The sequence below is a fragment of the Paenibacillus amylolyticus genome (genome assembly GCF_003719335.1).
Lineage (GTDB): Bacteria > Bacillota > Bacilli > Paenibacillales > Paenibacillaceae > Paenibacillus > Paenibacillus amylolyticus_D.
Window position 1 is genome coordinate 254409 of record NZ_RIAS01000001.1, and the last position, 14183, is coordinate 268591.

Consider the following 14183-nt stretch of genomic DNA (forward strand, 5'->3'; position numbering starts at 1 on the left):
CATCCGTTTTACTATTGTAATTGATTATTAGGGTTGAAACAAGTAGGACATTGATGCTCCGACTTCTCCCAGACGTATTGAGTCAGTTCAGCTGTCATGCCATAGAACATAAACGGAGTCATCAGATAGATGCCTTTGAAGTGCTCTGTAGCTACATCCAGCAGCTCTTTCGCAATCGTTACCCCCATGGCACGCCCTTCTTCACCTTCCAGCCCTGCCATCCGTGAACGCACTTCATCGGAAAGCTGGATACCTGGAACCTCATTGTGCAGATACTCTGCATTTCGGCCGCTTGCGAGTGGCATAATACCGACAAAAATAGGAATATCAAGATGTTTGGTTGCCTCACGCATCGCAACGATCAATTGCGGATCATATACTGGCTGAGTCATAATATAGTCTGCCCCGGAGGCAATTTTCTTCTCAAGCCTTTGTACCGCTTTGTCCAGATGTTTCACGTTCGGGTTGAAGGCCGCTCCAATAACAAAGCCGGCTTTCTGTTTCAACGGTTTACCCGAAAAGGCTACACCATCATTGAGCTGTTTAATCATTCGTATGATTTCAAACGACGTCAGATCGTACACAGAGCTTGAACCAGGCAAGTCACCAAACCTCGCAGGGTCCCCTGTAACGGCAAGCACATGGTTAATGCCGAGTGCGTCAAATCCCATCATATGGGACTGAGTTCCGATCAAGTTACGGTCACGGCAGGCGATATGCACAAGCGCACGAAGTCCTGTGCGATCCTGCACCAGATGTCCGAGTGCCATATTACTCATACGTGTTACAGCAAGGGAGTTGTCTGCAAGCGTCAGGGCATCCGCTCCAGCCGCCTTCAGCGTTTCGGCCCCCTTCATAAATTTAGCAATATCCAGATCACGCGGGGGATCAAGCTCTACAATGACCGTGTGGCGTTGTTTGACCAGATCAACAATCGTCGGCTGGCCTCCTCGTCCTGCGCGTTCGTCCACATTCTCATGAAGTACAATGCGTGACGTAATCTCGGCAGGATCAGGTTCAGCAATCGGCTGAGGTACGTAATCCGCAAGCGCTTGTTTAATCGCAGTGATATGATCCGGCGTTGTACCGCAGCAACCGCCGATGATGCGAGCACCAAGATCTGCGAACTGAACTGCCGTTTGCCCAAAGTACTCTGGAGTTGCACCGTATCGGAATTGACCATCTACATAGTCCGCTGCACCCGCATTCGGATATACGGACATCGGAACACCGACGCGTCCAGCAACGGTTTCCATTGCGCGCATGATCCCGTTCGGACCGGACCTGCAATTGAAACCGATGACGTCAGCACCCTGTTCGCGCATGATACGAAATGCTTCGGGCATCGTGTAACCGTCCAGCGTATGGCCTACATCCTCTACCGCGAATTGTCCAATCACAGGCAGGTCGCTCAACTTGCGTGCCTGCAAAAGAGCGATATCCATCTCTTCAATATCATAGAACGTTTCAAGCAGAATGCCGTCAACACCTTCGTCTAGTAACGCAAAAATCTGCTGTTGATAGAAGCGTTTCAATTCACTAGTAGACACGTTTGTCCGTTTTCCACCGCGAATCGAACCTACTGCACCAAGAACGTAGTTCTCTGTCCCTGCCACTTCTTTCGCGATGCGTACGCCCGCACGGTTCACGTCCTCCACCTTGGACTCTAGTCCAAATTTGGACAATTTGTCAAAGTTGGCCGAGTACGTATTTGTCTCGAATATATCCGTGCCTGCATCACGGTAACGGCGATGTACATCAGCCACAACTTCAGGTGAAATCAAGTTCAACTCTTCATAAGATATCCCTACCGGAAATCCCATTTGATATAGAAATGTCCCCATCGCCCCATCCCCAACAAGAACACGTTGCTTCATCGCTGTACGTAAATCTGCCTTCATCCCATTTCCCCCCGCCTGACTGTGATCGTTTTCATACTAATGTAACACAAAAAATGCTTAAAAACGAAGAAAAACACAGGTAGTTACTGTATGTCCGACTCCAGTGGACATTCCTCCGAAATATGTACTGAATTTGTCCTTAATGACCGGACAGCTTGTAAAAACAACTTGTCTACTTTGGATAAAAAAGAGGCCCGTAGGCCTCTTTCGTGTAATCTTCTACTTTTCATGAAATTATGAGGTGACTCCTTTGAAAACAACTTCGGCCGGTCCCGTCATATAAACGTGGTTATCCGCCTCATTCCACTCAATGTTCAGATCCCCGCCTTTAAGGCTGATCACAGCTGTACGATCGGTATGACCATTTAGCACAGAAGATACCAGTGTTGCACAAGCTCCTGTTCCGCAGGCCAGTGTCGGGCCAGCCCCGCGCTCCCATACACGCATGTCTACATATCCGCGGTCACGTACCGTCGCGAATTCAACATTGATTTTTTTTGGAAACATCGGATGCACCTCAAGTAATGGCCCCCATGTTGTAAGATCAAAGTTCACCGCATCATCGACATAGATGACCGCGTGAGGGTTGCCCATAGACACCGCTGTAAATTTGAATGCATGTCCATTCGCTTCAATGTTATGATTGACCACCGGATTCGCATCTACTGTTGTAGGTACTTGAAGGCCATCCAGAATCGGCTCGCCCATGTCTACCCGAACCGTCTCCACTTTGCCATCCCGGATATTAAGAGTTACAGGTTGAACACCTGCACCAATCGTCTCAATCGTAATCTGTTCGCGGTCAACATGCCCATGGTCATACACATACTTGGACACACAACGGATCGCGTTGCCGCATTGCTCCGCTTCCGAACCGTCCGAGTTCATGATACGCATCTGAAAATCCGCCTTCTCTGAAGGCAGTATATAAACCAGACCGTCTGCGCCGATGCCGAAGAATCGATTGCACCATTTTACCGCAAGTTCAGCAGCATCCGCCGGAAGCTGTTTTTCACCAAATACAACGATAAAGTCGTTGCCTAGTCCGTGCATTTTCGTAAATTCCATAATCTAGCCCACTCCTTTTGGCAGTCCGCGGCCAAGCTTTATAGTTTATTTATAGCTAATCTTCATATCATGCGTACAAAGCATACAAAAAAAGCTATCCTGCAAAATATCAAAGCCTTCGCTTTGAATCATTTTGAGGATAGCATATCGAAACGGGATATTAAAAGGTATTGATTTTATGCTGAAAACTTTGTACTTTTCGGTACGAAGCGTCCAGAACCGCCCATGCGGCGGCGATTCCGGCGACCACCCCAGACACTGCCAGCGCCCATAAGGAATGTTGGAATGCCTGCGGCTACGATACAAATGGCCCATTCGCGCAGACCGAGAGGTACCGTTTTGAAGATGGGTTGCAACGGCTCTACATACATTACCACCAGCATCAGCACAACCGATGAAATGACAGCCAGAACGAGATATTTATTTTGCAACGGATTGCGGTGGAAGATCGAACGGGAACTACGGCAGTCAAACACATGAATCAACTGGGCAAGCACCAATGTAGCAAAAGCGACGGACTGAGCTTTGATCAGCTGACCAGGATGATCCGGGGCGGCCTGAAGTGTCAACCAGAAGGCACCGAGCGTACATAGTCCGATCAGTACACCGCGGCTAATGATTTTCCAGCCCAGCCTGCGGGCGAAAATATTTTCCTTTGCGCCGCGAGGTTTGTGCTCCATCAAATCTTTTTCCGCCTGATCCACCCCGAGCGCCATCGCTGGCAAACCATCGGTTACCAGGTTTACCCATAGAATCTGGATCGGCACGAGCGGCAACGGCAAGCCCATCATCATGGCAAAGAACATCGTTAAAATCTCGCCAACATTGGAAGCCAGCAAATAACGGATAAACTTGCGAATGTTCTCATAGATGTTACGCCCTTCTTCAATAGCCGCCACAATGGTGGAGAAATTATCGTCACTCAAAATGAGAGATGAAGCTTCCTTCGTCACATCGGTTCCCGTGATGCCCATGGCAATCCCGATATCTGCAGCCTTGATCGCAGGTGCATCGTTCACACCATCTCCGGTCATCGCGACAACGTGTCCTTTGCGCTGCAACGATTTGACAATACGCAATTTGTGCTCAGGCGAGACTCTGGAAAACACATAGATATCATTGACCGTTTTATCCAATTGTTCATCCGTCATACCTGCCAGCTGCTGCCCGCTTAACGATGCTCCCCCGCGCGGGAGGATACCAAGCTGATGAGCGATCGCTTCCGCCGTTGTTCCATGATCTCCCGTGATCATCACTGTTCGGATGCCCGCTTTGCGGCATGTCGCAATGGCATCACGAACTTCACGGCGAGGCGGATCGATCATGCCAGCAAGCCCAACAAATACAAGCTGGCTTTCAGCTGCATGCTCGTCAGCAACATGTTCCTTCGGCTTGACTTCACGGTAGGCCATACCAAGAACTCGCAGGGCATTACCAGCCATACTTTCGTTGGCAGCCATCACTTTCTGGCGCAGTGTACCGGTGAACGGAACCACTTTGCCTTCCCACAAAATATAACTGCAATGCTCAATCAGTACATCAGGTGCCCCTTTGGTATACACCATACGCCCACCTTGATGCTTGATCATAACCGACATCCGCTTTCGCTCGGAGTCGAACGGGAATTCCTGCTCCCGGTCATACAATTCCTTGAGTCCTGCTGGAGCAAGGCCCATTTTAGAAGCCATGGCTACCAGTGCACCCTCTGTCGGGTCCCCTTTTAACTCCCAGAGCACTTGGTTAGCACTAACTTGTTCCTCCTCCTGCTGGCCGTTCTTCCGGCCCTTCTTGCTCTCTTTTTTGGACTCCTTGCTCTTTTTCTTGCTGGCTGGATCGTTTACAATCGTCTCGACAATACTGGCATTGTTACAAAGTGCACTGATCTGTAGCATTCTTCGTAAGGACTGGTCATTTTTCAACTCAATTATTCGATCATTTTCCAACATGTGACCTTCTGGTGCATAACCATCTCCTGTGACCTTAATACTGCGCCCTTCAAGCCACACGTTCGTTACTGTCATTTTGTTCTGTGTCAGTGTACCTGTCTTATCCGAACAGATCACCGAAGCGCAGCCTAATGTTTCTACGGATGGCAGTTTACGTACGATGGCCTTACGTTTGATCATCCGCTGTACACCTAACGCCAGCGCAATCGTAACGATAGCGGGTAATCCTTCCGGTATGGCTGCCACGGCGAGACTGACACCTGCCAGGAACATGCCTACTGCGGGTTGTCCATGCAGGATACCTGCGACTACGACCATCACTGTTAATCCCAGTGCAACAAAGATTAAAATTTTGCCTAACTGCTCCAGTCTGTGCTGTAGGGGGGTCTCCTGCTCCTCCGTATTTTGGATCAGATCAGCGATTTTGCCCATCTCGGTATCCATACCCGTCCGAATGACAACACCTTTGGCTGTCCCCCTGGTGACCATAGTGCCCATAAAACCGATATTTTTCTGATCTCCTAAAGGAACATCGTCACTGGCAATAGGTCTGCAATGTTTGCTGACAGGCACCGATTCCCCGGTGAGTGCCGACTCCTCTACATCGAGGCTATTGGTTTCCAGCCAGCGCACATCAGCAGGAATGCGGTCACCACTTTCCACCATGATAATATCTCCCGGCACCAATTGCTTGGCCGCAAGGTGTACCTCCTGTCCCGACCTGAGCACTTTGGCGGCAGGAGCCGACAACTGCTTCAGTGCCCGAAGAGAACGTTCCGCCCGGAACTCCTGCACAAATCCCAAAATAGCATTCAGAACAATAATTGCCACAATCGTTACCGCATCCAGATACTCTCCAAGTAAACCGGATACCAGCGTCGCTCCCATGAGAACTAACACCATGAAGTCCTTAAACTGATTCAGCAACAGGGTGATCGGGGATATTCGCTGTCCTTCACTCAGTTCATTTGAACCAGCAATTTTCCGTTTCTCTGCTGCCGCTTCGTCCGTCAACCCTTCCTGCGGGCTCACGCCGAGAGTTTCACGAAGCTCTTCGTCGTTTAGTTGATGCCACTTGGTATGTTCCATGCTCCAAAATTCCCTCCCAGTTCTATTTCATCTGCAATGCAAGCTCACATGTTTCACCGGCATGTTGCTAGGGCAGGCTGTACACTATGCCGGACAAACTACCTGCTCTATATGTATTCGGACAGGTCCGTGAATAGCACCCGGAAGCTGAATCCTTTCCCTCATGGGCAGAATAAGCTAAAATAAAGGTCTGCGATGATTACTGCGCAACTCCGTATTTGGAAAAATGCAGTCAGCCATCGTTATAACAAATGTTATTACATATGCTGCGGTTGCCTGTGAACCGTTATAGATGAAGCATTCTGCATGAATTCATGGAGATGCTAGATAGAGAGGAAGTGGACAATATGGCACTTGACGGTATTGTGACCCGAGCCATCGTACATGAGCTGCAAGGCTGTATCGGAGGACGTATTAGCAAAATTCATCAGCCTAACGGCCATGATGTGGTGCTCACCCTGCGCGCTCAGCGCGGCAACAGCAAGTTGCTTGTCTCGGCAAGTCCGACGTATCCGCGTGTACATTTTACTGAGAAAACATTTTTGAATCCTACAGAAGCTCCTATGTTCTGTATGCTCATGCGCAAGCACTGCGAAGGGGCTATCATTGAGAATATCCGTCAGATCGGGATGGAACGGATTATTCATATCGATGTGCGGCAGCGGGACGAGCTTGGTGATGTTTCGGTCAAACGAATCATTATCGAACTGATGGGACGTCACAGTAATATCATTTTGCTGGACCCTGCGACGGACACTATATTGGACGGTATCCACCATGTTACGCCTTCCATCAGTAGTTACCGTGTGATCATGCCGGGCTTTTCCTACACTGCACCGCCAGAGCAACATAAAATCAATCCGCTAGAGGTATCCAAAAACGAGTTTGAGCAGAAGGTTGCTGCTGCAGTAAGTGTAGATGCAAACGAAAATGAAGCTGAATCACAAACAGAACCAATAAAAACGGCTATTGAAACAAAAGCAGACGCCTCACGCTGGCTGGTCCAGGCATTTAGTGGGATGAGTCCGCTGATTGCAGGTGAAATTGCAACTCGAACCGTTTCCGATTCAGATCATATGGAGGCAGGAGAACTTTGGACTGCTTTTGAGTCAGTCATCGAATCTGTAAAAGAACACCAGTACACCCCTGTAACAGGGCTGAACGCCAAAGGCAAAATGATCTTTTCTGCTGTTCGACTGCAGAGCATTCAGGATCAGGAAAAGACGTACGATACAATGAGCAAATGTATGGAGGATTACTACGGGGACAAGGCCGAGCGGGATACAGTTAAACAAAGAGTAAGCGATCTGCTTCGGTTCCTGCAGAATGAGCGCAGCAAAAACATTAAAAAGCTCGATAACCTCAATAAAGACTTGCTTGAAGCCGACGATGCGGACAAATACAGACTTTGGGGCGAGCTGTTATTCGCATCCCTGCACTTGGTCAACAAAGGTGATAAGAGTGTAGAGTTGGTTAACTTTTACGATGAAGATCAGAGCAACATTACGATTCAGCTTGATCCACTGCTTACACCATCGGATAATGCACAGCGTTACTTCAAGCGTTATAACAAATACAAAAACAGTCTGGCTGTCATTCACGAGCAACTTGGCAAGACGAAGGATGAAATTGCCTATCTGGATAATCTGCTGCAGCAGTTGTCCATCGCCTCCATGAACGATATCGAAGAAATTCGAGACGAACTTGTACAGCAAGGTTATCTGCGTGATCGCAACAAAAAAGGCAAGAAAAAGAAAAAAAATGATCGTCCAACTGTGCATCGGTTCACTTCATCAGAGGGGATTGACATTTTGGTCGGCAAAAACAATCTACAGAACGAGTATGTGACCAATCGTCTGGCATCAGCGAATGACACTTGGCTGCATACCAAGGACATTCCAGGTTCCCATGTCGTTATTCGCAGCACTGATTTTGGTGAAGCTACACTGGAGGAAGCCGCACAGCTTGCAGCCTACTTCAGCCAAGCGAAGGAATCAAGCAGCGTGCCTGTGGATTACACGTATATTCGTCACGTTCGCAAACCAAGTGGTGCGAAGCCTGGCTTTGTCATATACGACCATCAGAAAACTCTGTTTGTAACACCAAATGATGAATTAATTAAAAGCTTACCGTCCACGATAAAAAATGGATAAGCCACGTAGTTCATCGAATGAGATGTAACGATAACCTGAAAATCCCCTGCCAGCAAGGCTGAGGGGATTTTTCAGGTTATCATATATGTTTAGAAAAGCACTACATGTCACTCAATTTATTAATTCCTGATTGTATATTTATTCATCAAAATGTATACTAATACCTTATTGATTCAATGAATACATAAATAAAGGATGTGTATTATGCCGATTCATATTAGAGAAACTCGCTCAGATGATCTGAAACCACTGACAGCATTGATGCATGACTATGTCGTAGGTTTCTACAATAATCCGTGGCCCGGTGACCAAGCAATCCAACTTTTGATTAACAACTTGCTGGAGCAGCAGATCGGCGCTCAATTTGTAGCAGAAAAGGACGGAAAGTTGATCGGATTCGCCACTTTGTTCTTCACCTACAGTACGATGAAAGCAGAACGTGTAACGATTATGAACGACCTTTTTGTCACGGAAGCATTCAGAGAAGGAGAAACCGAATCCCATTTATTCGCACGCTGTCAGCAATATACGCATGAACATGGATGTGCGTATATGTCATGGATTACAGCCGTGACTAACGAGCGTGCGCAACAATTATTTGATCGGCTTGGAGCTAAACGTGGCAATTGGGTTAACTATTCAATTCAAGGATAAACACCTACTAATGATGTTACCTCTTGCTGTGTGCAGCCGCCCGCAGTTTTTCGAGCACATCAAAAGGTACCGTCTTGCTACCCAGATCTCCATGAAAAACAACACCTTGTCGTTCGCCATGGTAATCTGAACCACCTGTCACAATGAGATCATATTCCCTGGCCATCTCAGCATATCTGCATTCCTCTTCCGGTCCATGGTCTGAATGAAATACCTCTATGCCATCCGGAAGGGATGCTGCGATAATTCGGCGTACTAATTCATCATCATTATAAAGACCTGGATGTGCAATTACCGCAGCACCTCCCGCTGCTCTAATCCACTTGCAGGCATCCTCGGGGGTAACTCGGGGGACGGATACGAATCCAGGCTTGCCTTCAGCAAGATATTGATCAAATGCATCTCGCATGTCGGTAGCGTATCCCTTTTTCACCAGTACATCAGCCATATGAGGTCTACCAATACTTTCATCCGGCTCTAATGCCCGCCCCAGTCCATCCAATACTTCTTGCCAGGTTATATCCACGCCAAGTTGCTGGAGCTTGCCAATAATCAGATGATTGCGTTCCTCCCGCGCTTCTCTCAATCCCCGCAACCGTTGCAGAAATAACTCATCCTCCGTGTTCACGTAATAACCGAGCACATGAATATCTTTACCACCCGCCCGCGTGCTGATCTCAACTCCAGCTATAACATCAATATCGTACTCTTTTCCTGCTCGCTGCGCTTCGGCTACACCAGCTACCGTATCATGATCCGTTAAGGCTACTGCAGTCAGTCCTCTCTTTTTTGCAAGCTTCACGTTATCAGCCGGTGGTTGCATCCCATCTGAAGCCTGACTATGCGTATGAAGATCACAGCGTCCTTGATGATGATTCATTGGCTACCCTTCCTCTCCGATTGATGTTTTACAGCGCCTGATCCTTAAGGCTGTTCTCCCTGCTCGTGCTCCTGTTGACGCAAATACCCCAAAAAGGCAACAGCCGACAAGGGCAACAAAGACGACTTAAGGTGAATGGCATAAAACTGCCGTTTGAATTCAAGCCCGCGAATATCCACAATATGTACAAGCCCCAGTGCCAGCTCATGCTGCACGGACGAAGGAGACAACATCGTAATACCCACGCCAGCCTCTACAGCCGATTTGACCGCACCTGTACTCCCAAGCTCCATGACCACATTCATGTCACTCGGATCTATTTTTTTCTTTTGCAGTTGACCTTCCATCACCTGGCGAGTACCTGAACCTTCCTCACGCAGCACGAAGGGGTAGTTCATAACCTCTTCCAGGTTGACTTTCCCGCGTCCTGCCAGATCATGCCCTGCTGGTACAATGAGTTTCAGTTCGTCCTGCATCACAGGTTCGACGATCATATCCGGGTGATTTACCGGTGCTTCAATTAATCCAAAATTCAACTGGTGCTTCAAAATTTCATCCATGATCTGGGTGGTATTCATCACTTTCATCACAATCGAGATATCGGGATACTGCTTTGCAAAAGGCCCAAGCATACGTGGCAACACATATTCACCAATGGTCAGGCTTGCTCCAAGTTGCAATCTTCCCTGCAATTTCTGCGTAAAAGCAGACATAGCTTCATCTGTCTGACGAACCAGTTCTACACTTCGCTTGGCGTGAGGCAGTAACGTCCTTCCTGCCTCCGACAATTCTATTTTTTTGGTAGAACGAAGCAGCAGTTTAGTTCCAAAATAGTCCTCGAGCGATTGGATCTGCATCGTCACGGCCGGTTGTGTCATATGTAACGCCTGAGCAGCTGCGGAAAAACTCCCCTTTTCCGCTACCGTATAAAAAATGTGCAACTGATGAAAATTCATATCTTCGCCCCTCTTCTATTACACTTACTATATTGTATCCGATTTCCAGTCTTGCAACAAAAAAAAGCATGCAGCTTGTCTGCATGCGTTAGTACAAATCATTCTTCACATCTCATCCATAAATTTTTATGATTGCAATTTCAAATCTGTTTCATCATCTATGCTTCCGGCTATTTTTGACCAGCGTCATTCTTCTGGAATGCCTCAGCCAAGAATAATATGACTTCAGATCTCTCAGTTCAATCGTCTCCGACATACGTCCCAAAAACGTCACTACAATCATTTTGTGCAGCGGATTGCCTGTAATGTCATATTCTCCTTCAAGCTCGGAAAACTCAGCAACCACCACCAGATCATCGTCAATCAGGTAAACATCCTGCTCATTGCGGTAATATGGTGTTACCCTGTCCTGCTTCAGACACTCCCATAACCAAGCCGCAATATGGTCATCATCACTACGTGCAGGCTCAATACGGTCTGCATACCGCATCTTTGCATGATGGGTAATGACGATGTCAGCTACTTTCTTGTCTCCGAGAGCCACAAAAAACGGCTCGTAGGTGCTCCAACGTTGCATCACCTTATCACGCATGGGAATCACTCTCCACCAGATAGGACTTTCTATCTATTTATTACCCAATATATTACAACATTAGTCCCGTAACAACAAGGCGTAAGTTTAACTTTTTTCGCAAAAGGCCATTTATTCTTATTTTAGAAAAGAGCGACCCCGCGGGTCCCTCCTATGTTCCCTGCTATATTCCGTAAAAACTTGTTTTGTCCGCTGTTTTGCTAGCATACTCGGTTTTAATTTCGTTTCGATAGGAGCGCTCGATTTTGCGTACATAGGAAAGCCGCTTTACGTTTTTCATCGTATCGTCAGCCCGTTCTGCATTAACATACATAACAACATAATGCATACGGCGGGAGATATAATGCACGGTACCATATTTTTCGAGATTGCGGGCCGCTTTCAAATCACTGACCCAAATAATAAATCCTGTTCTTTCCGCAAACACCATCGTTCCCCGCCCTTCTATAAATGGAGACCGGCCCTCGAAAGGCCCGGTCTGTTCAACGTCTAAAATACTATGATGTAAATGTCTTCGGGTTTAACTGCACCCACATTTGCCGCCGCTGCCACAGCCGCCTTTAGGATTCGGGTCGTTACTTGGCACCTTAATGGTGGTCGATACAGCAAAAGCAATGGTCTCGGACATTTGGAACAACATCTCATCCAATGCTTGCTCAGCCTGCTTGAAACGAATCACGGCTTCAAAGGATTCCAGTTCTTTCTCCAGCGCTTTCACCTGATCCTTCGCTGCGTGGTAGTCTGGATGAAAGTGACCAAAGCGCTGTGTTTCTTCGAAAAGCTCTTTCTTGGCATTTAATCTCCGGATACCCTCTTGAATCTCAGAACTTGTTTCGACTTGCTGCTTCCAATATAAATAATCCGATACTTCGGCAGATTGGTTAATCATGTCGCCCAGTTCATATGCGCCCGTTAACACTTGGGCCATATCGACCGTGTTTATTTCCGCTACGCTCATGAATTATTCATCCTATCTATATATAAAGTTCTACTTAACGTAGACTACTTCATCATAGCATATCCAAGAAAGGTTAAGAAGAGTTTTTCCTCTACACTAGACATCATCCGGTAGAATAAGACGTATTGAATCCCAGCCTTCCGGGGAAAATGTTCGCCATTCCGTACGTGATTCAGCTTCGCTCGAATCCAGAATACGCCATCCTTCCAGCATCCACCGCTCATGTCCTTCCACCTGATGTGGAATCAGAACAAACGTATCCTCACCCTTTTGAATTCCTAATTTTACTTGCCAGTCAATGGCTTGGATTGCAATTTGGCGCGCTGTCGAATGGTGATACTTTCTCCATTCCCTGTGCCAAGTCTCAGGTACATTAGCCTTCCTCTCGTTCCATGCCAATTTTTCGTTCATTTCATGGCCCAAGTCATTCTCTGCGTCATCGTGGTTCGCCGTTATGCCAGACATAAACGGTATTTGCAGTAATCCTTGAGTCTCACCGTTGTAAAAGAAGGGGAAATGATGCTTCGATCCTCTGTTACTTTCACTTTCCCGCTGTTCAGGGTGACCAGGATTCTCACCACCTACCAGAATATCTTGCATCTGTATGCGCTCAGAGGTTCCGAGGACTCCTATAGTCTCTACTTCTACGACCTGTTCTTGCTCCTCTGGATGGGAACCTTCGCTATCCAAGAGTAAAGTAAAGAGTGACTGCTTATCTTGAACAAGCTCGCCGACTGTTGCCCAGTCCTTCAAGGTAGCAAATACGTGGTCGGGGAGTTCACCCTGTCCATGTCTCTGTAAAAAATCAGCGATGTCCACCCACTTCAATCCACTCGCAGCAGCGATTTCCATTCGTTCTTTGGTTAAACGATAGATTGACATGTGGTCGCGTGTGATCCGTTCACAGTATTGCTCAAGTCTCCAGCAGACTTCAGCTGGCACATCGGGCGGCACCATAACTTCAAAATCTGGCTGTACATAAAACTTGCCTGATTGTATCTCCTCCTGCTTGTGTAAACTATCTATAAGATGAACACCACAATCCGCTCCCCTATTCAAGAATTCGATTGGATGGATCAACCAGCGAAATACCACCTCTTCATTCTCATTCTTACCGATCTCACCAAACCCCCAGCCAGCTAAAGCATGTAACCAGCCTTGAAACGCTGCATTACTTCCACATAGTACACGGCACCATTGATTCACTCCAGGAGCAAGTACCGCGAGCTGATATCGAAAATGCTGCATCTCTGATCCAGACACCCCGTATCGCTCCATGCATACTCTAAACACTTCACCATGCATCTCGAACCAGGACAACTTGATCCACTGTTGCAATTTATTTTGCCTGATTTCGAAACCTCGATCGGTTTGTTGCACCAAATTTAAGCAAAGCAGCATATCCAGCAGAATAACCACATGCACCGGATATCGCCCCTTATGTTCGTAGATCATCTCCAATGGTTCAAAATCCTCTTGTGACATGATCGTTAATGTGCTTAACTTTTGTACCGTTCTCTTATGTATCGTACCTTTGCCAGTGACAGGCAGGCCTTCTTTATCAATCCAAGCAAGAAGATGAAGTAATTCCCCTGCGATATGCGGTTTACCTTCCTTTATAACACCTCGAACAGAACCGGCCATCGGTTCAACGGTGCAGTCTACACGGCCTGTATACGCTAAGGTCAACATGGCCAGATGACATTCAGGGATATGAAAAGAGCATTCTCCCCAGCTTTTATATACGGATTTAATCCATTGTTTACGCCGCAACATGGCAAAAGCTAGCTTCGCTTCAGCTCCACTTAATCCTTCCTTAGCCCACACGTCCGAAGGCAGAAGAGAAGAGAACGTTTGACCCGCATATTTGTGAAAAAGAGCACCAAGCACCCGTTGCTCTGCTGACGTAAGTTCAGACCAACTTGCCAGATCAAACAACTTTTTCGATTGCATCGATTTCTCCACTTCAAACTCCAGATCAGACAT

Annotated in this window: 11 protein-coding genes; 2 read left to right on the forward strand and 9 right to left on the reverse strand. The window is 47.3% G+C overall.

What is annotated here, in order from left to right; translation table 11 throughout:
- Nucleotides 1-11 precede the first annotated feature (11 nt).
- From EC604_RS01045 to EC604_RS01055, 3 genes are all read right to left on the reverse strand, one after another.
- Complete coding sequence (locus EC604_RS01045; RefSeq protein ID WP_123062365.1) at nt 12-1901, reverse strand: bifunctional homocysteine S-methyltransferase/methylenetetrahydrofolate reductase; 1890 nt, start codon at nt 1899-1901, stop codon at nt 12-14.
- A 234-nt stretch (nt 1902-2135) separates the two neighbouring features.
- Nucleotides 2136-2969 (reverse strand): diaminopimelate epimerase, encoded by an 834-nt coding sequence (gene dapF / locus EC604_RS01050; RefSeq protein WP_123062366.1) that lies wholly within the window; start codon nt 2967-2969, stop codon nt 2136-2138.
- A gap of 176 nt (nt 2970-3145) precedes the next feature.
- On the reverse strand, nt 3146-6004 hold the full coding sequence (locus EC604_RS01055) for a calcium-translocating P-type ATPase, SERCA-type (RefSeq protein ID WP_123062367.1): 2859 nt from the start codon (nt 6002-6004) through the stop codon (nt 3146-3148).
- 347 nt (nt 6005-6351) lie between these two features.
- Here EC604_RS01055 and EC604_RS01060 point away from each other — a divergent pair, with 347 nt between their 5' ends.
- The gene (locus EC604_RS01060; RefSeq protein ID WP_123062368.1) at nt 6352-8157 is read left to right on the forward strand and encodes an Rqc2 family fibronectin-binding protein; all 1806 of its coding nucleotides are present in this window, start codon (nt 6352-6354) and stop codon (nt 8155-8157) included.
- Nucleotides 8158-8361: 204 nt separating this feature from the next.
- On the forward strand, nt 8362-8811 hold the full coding sequence (locus EC604_RS01065) for a GNAT family N-acetyltransferase (protein ID WP_123062369.1): 450 nt from the start codon (nt 8362-8364) through the stop codon (nt 8809-8811).
- A gap of 16 nt (nt 8812-8827) precedes the next feature.
- Here the strand turns inward: EC604_RS01065 and EC604_RS01070 are convergent, their stop codons facing one another.
- From EC604_RS01070 to EC604_RS01095, 6 genes are all read right to left on the reverse strand, one after another.
- A complete protein-coding gene (locus EC604_RS01070; RefSeq protein ID WP_123062370.1) occupies nt 8828-9691 on the reverse strand; it encodes a PHP domain-containing protein in 864 nt (287 codons plus the stop codon).
- Nucleotides 9692-9735: 44 nt separating this feature from the next.
- Entirely contained in the window at nt 9736-10647 is a 912-nt protein-coding gene (locus tag EC604_RS01075) for a selenium metabolism-associated LysR family transcriptional regulator (RefSeq protein ID WP_123062371.1), read from the reverse strand.
- Nucleotides 10648-10801: 154 nt separating this feature from the next.
- The gene (locus tag EC604_RS01080; RefSeq protein ID WP_090923653.1) at nt 10802-11239 is read right to left on the reverse strand and encodes a hypothetical protein; all 438 of its coding nucleotides are present in this window, start codon (nt 11237-11239) and stop codon (nt 10802-10804) included.
- A gap of 163 nt (nt 11240-11402) precedes the next feature.
- Nucleotides 11403-11666 (reverse strand): YlbG family protein, encoded by a 264-nt coding sequence (locus tag EC604_RS01085; protein WP_123062834.1) that lies wholly within the window; start codon nt 11664-11666, stop codon nt 11403-11405.
- 93 nt (nt 11667-11759) lie between these two features.
- Nucleotides 11760-12197: a YlbF family regulator gene (locus EC604_RS01090; protein WP_123062372.1), complete on the reverse strand. Its 438-nt coding sequence runs from the start codon at nt 12195-12197 to the stop codon at nt 11760-11762.
- A gap of 96 nt (nt 12198-12293) precedes the next feature.
- Nucleotides 12294-14183 (reverse strand): helicase-associated domain-containing protein, encoded by a 1890-nt coding sequence (locus EC604_RS01095; protein ID WP_161556826.1) that lies wholly within the window; start codon nt 14181-14183, stop codon nt 12294-12296.

What these genes read in the sequence shown, in the direction of transcription:
- EC604_RS01045 (WP_123062365.1), bottom strand. Translation starts at nt 1,901, where the DNA reads ATGAAGGCAGATTTACGTACAGCGATGAAGCAACGTGTTCTTGTTGGG.
- dapF (WP_123062366.1), bottom strand. Translation starts at nt 2,969, where the DNA reads ATGGAATTTACGAAAATGCACGGACTAGGCAACGACTTTATCGTTGTA.
- EC604_RS01055 (WP_123062367.1), bottom strand. Translation starts at nt 6,004, where the DNA reads ATGGAACATACCAAGTGGCATCAACTAAACGACGAAGAGCTTCGTGAA.
- EC604_RS01060 (WP_123062368.1), top strand. Translation starts at nt 6,352, where the DNA reads ATGGCACTTGACGGTATTGTGACCCGAGCCATCGTACATGAGCTGCAA.
- EC604_RS01065 (WP_123062369.1), top strand. Translation starts at nt 8,362, where the DNA reads ATGCCGATTCATATTAGAGAAACTCGCTCAGATGATCTGAAACCACTG.
- EC604_RS01070 (WP_123062370.1), bottom strand. Translation starts at nt 9,691, where the DNA reads ATGAATCATCATCAAGGACGCTGTGATCTTCATACGCATAGTCAGGCT.
- EC604_RS01075 (WP_123062371.1), bottom strand. Translation starts at nt 10,647, where the DNA reads ATGAATTTTCATCAGTTGCACATTTTTTATACGGTAGCGGAAAAGGGG.
- EC604_RS01080 (WP_090923653.1), bottom strand. Translation starts at nt 11,239, where the DNA reads ATGCGTGATAAGGTGATGCAACGTTGGAGCACCTACGAGCCGTTTTTT.
- EC604_RS01090 (WP_123062372.1), bottom strand. Translation starts at nt 12,197, where the DNA reads ATGAGCGTAGCGGAAATAAACACGGTCGATATGGCCCAAGTGTTAACG.
- EC604_RS01095 (WP_161556826.1), bottom strand. Translation starts at nt 14,183, where the DNA reads ATGTCTGATCTGGAGTTTGAAGTGGAGAAATCGATGCAATCGAAAAAG.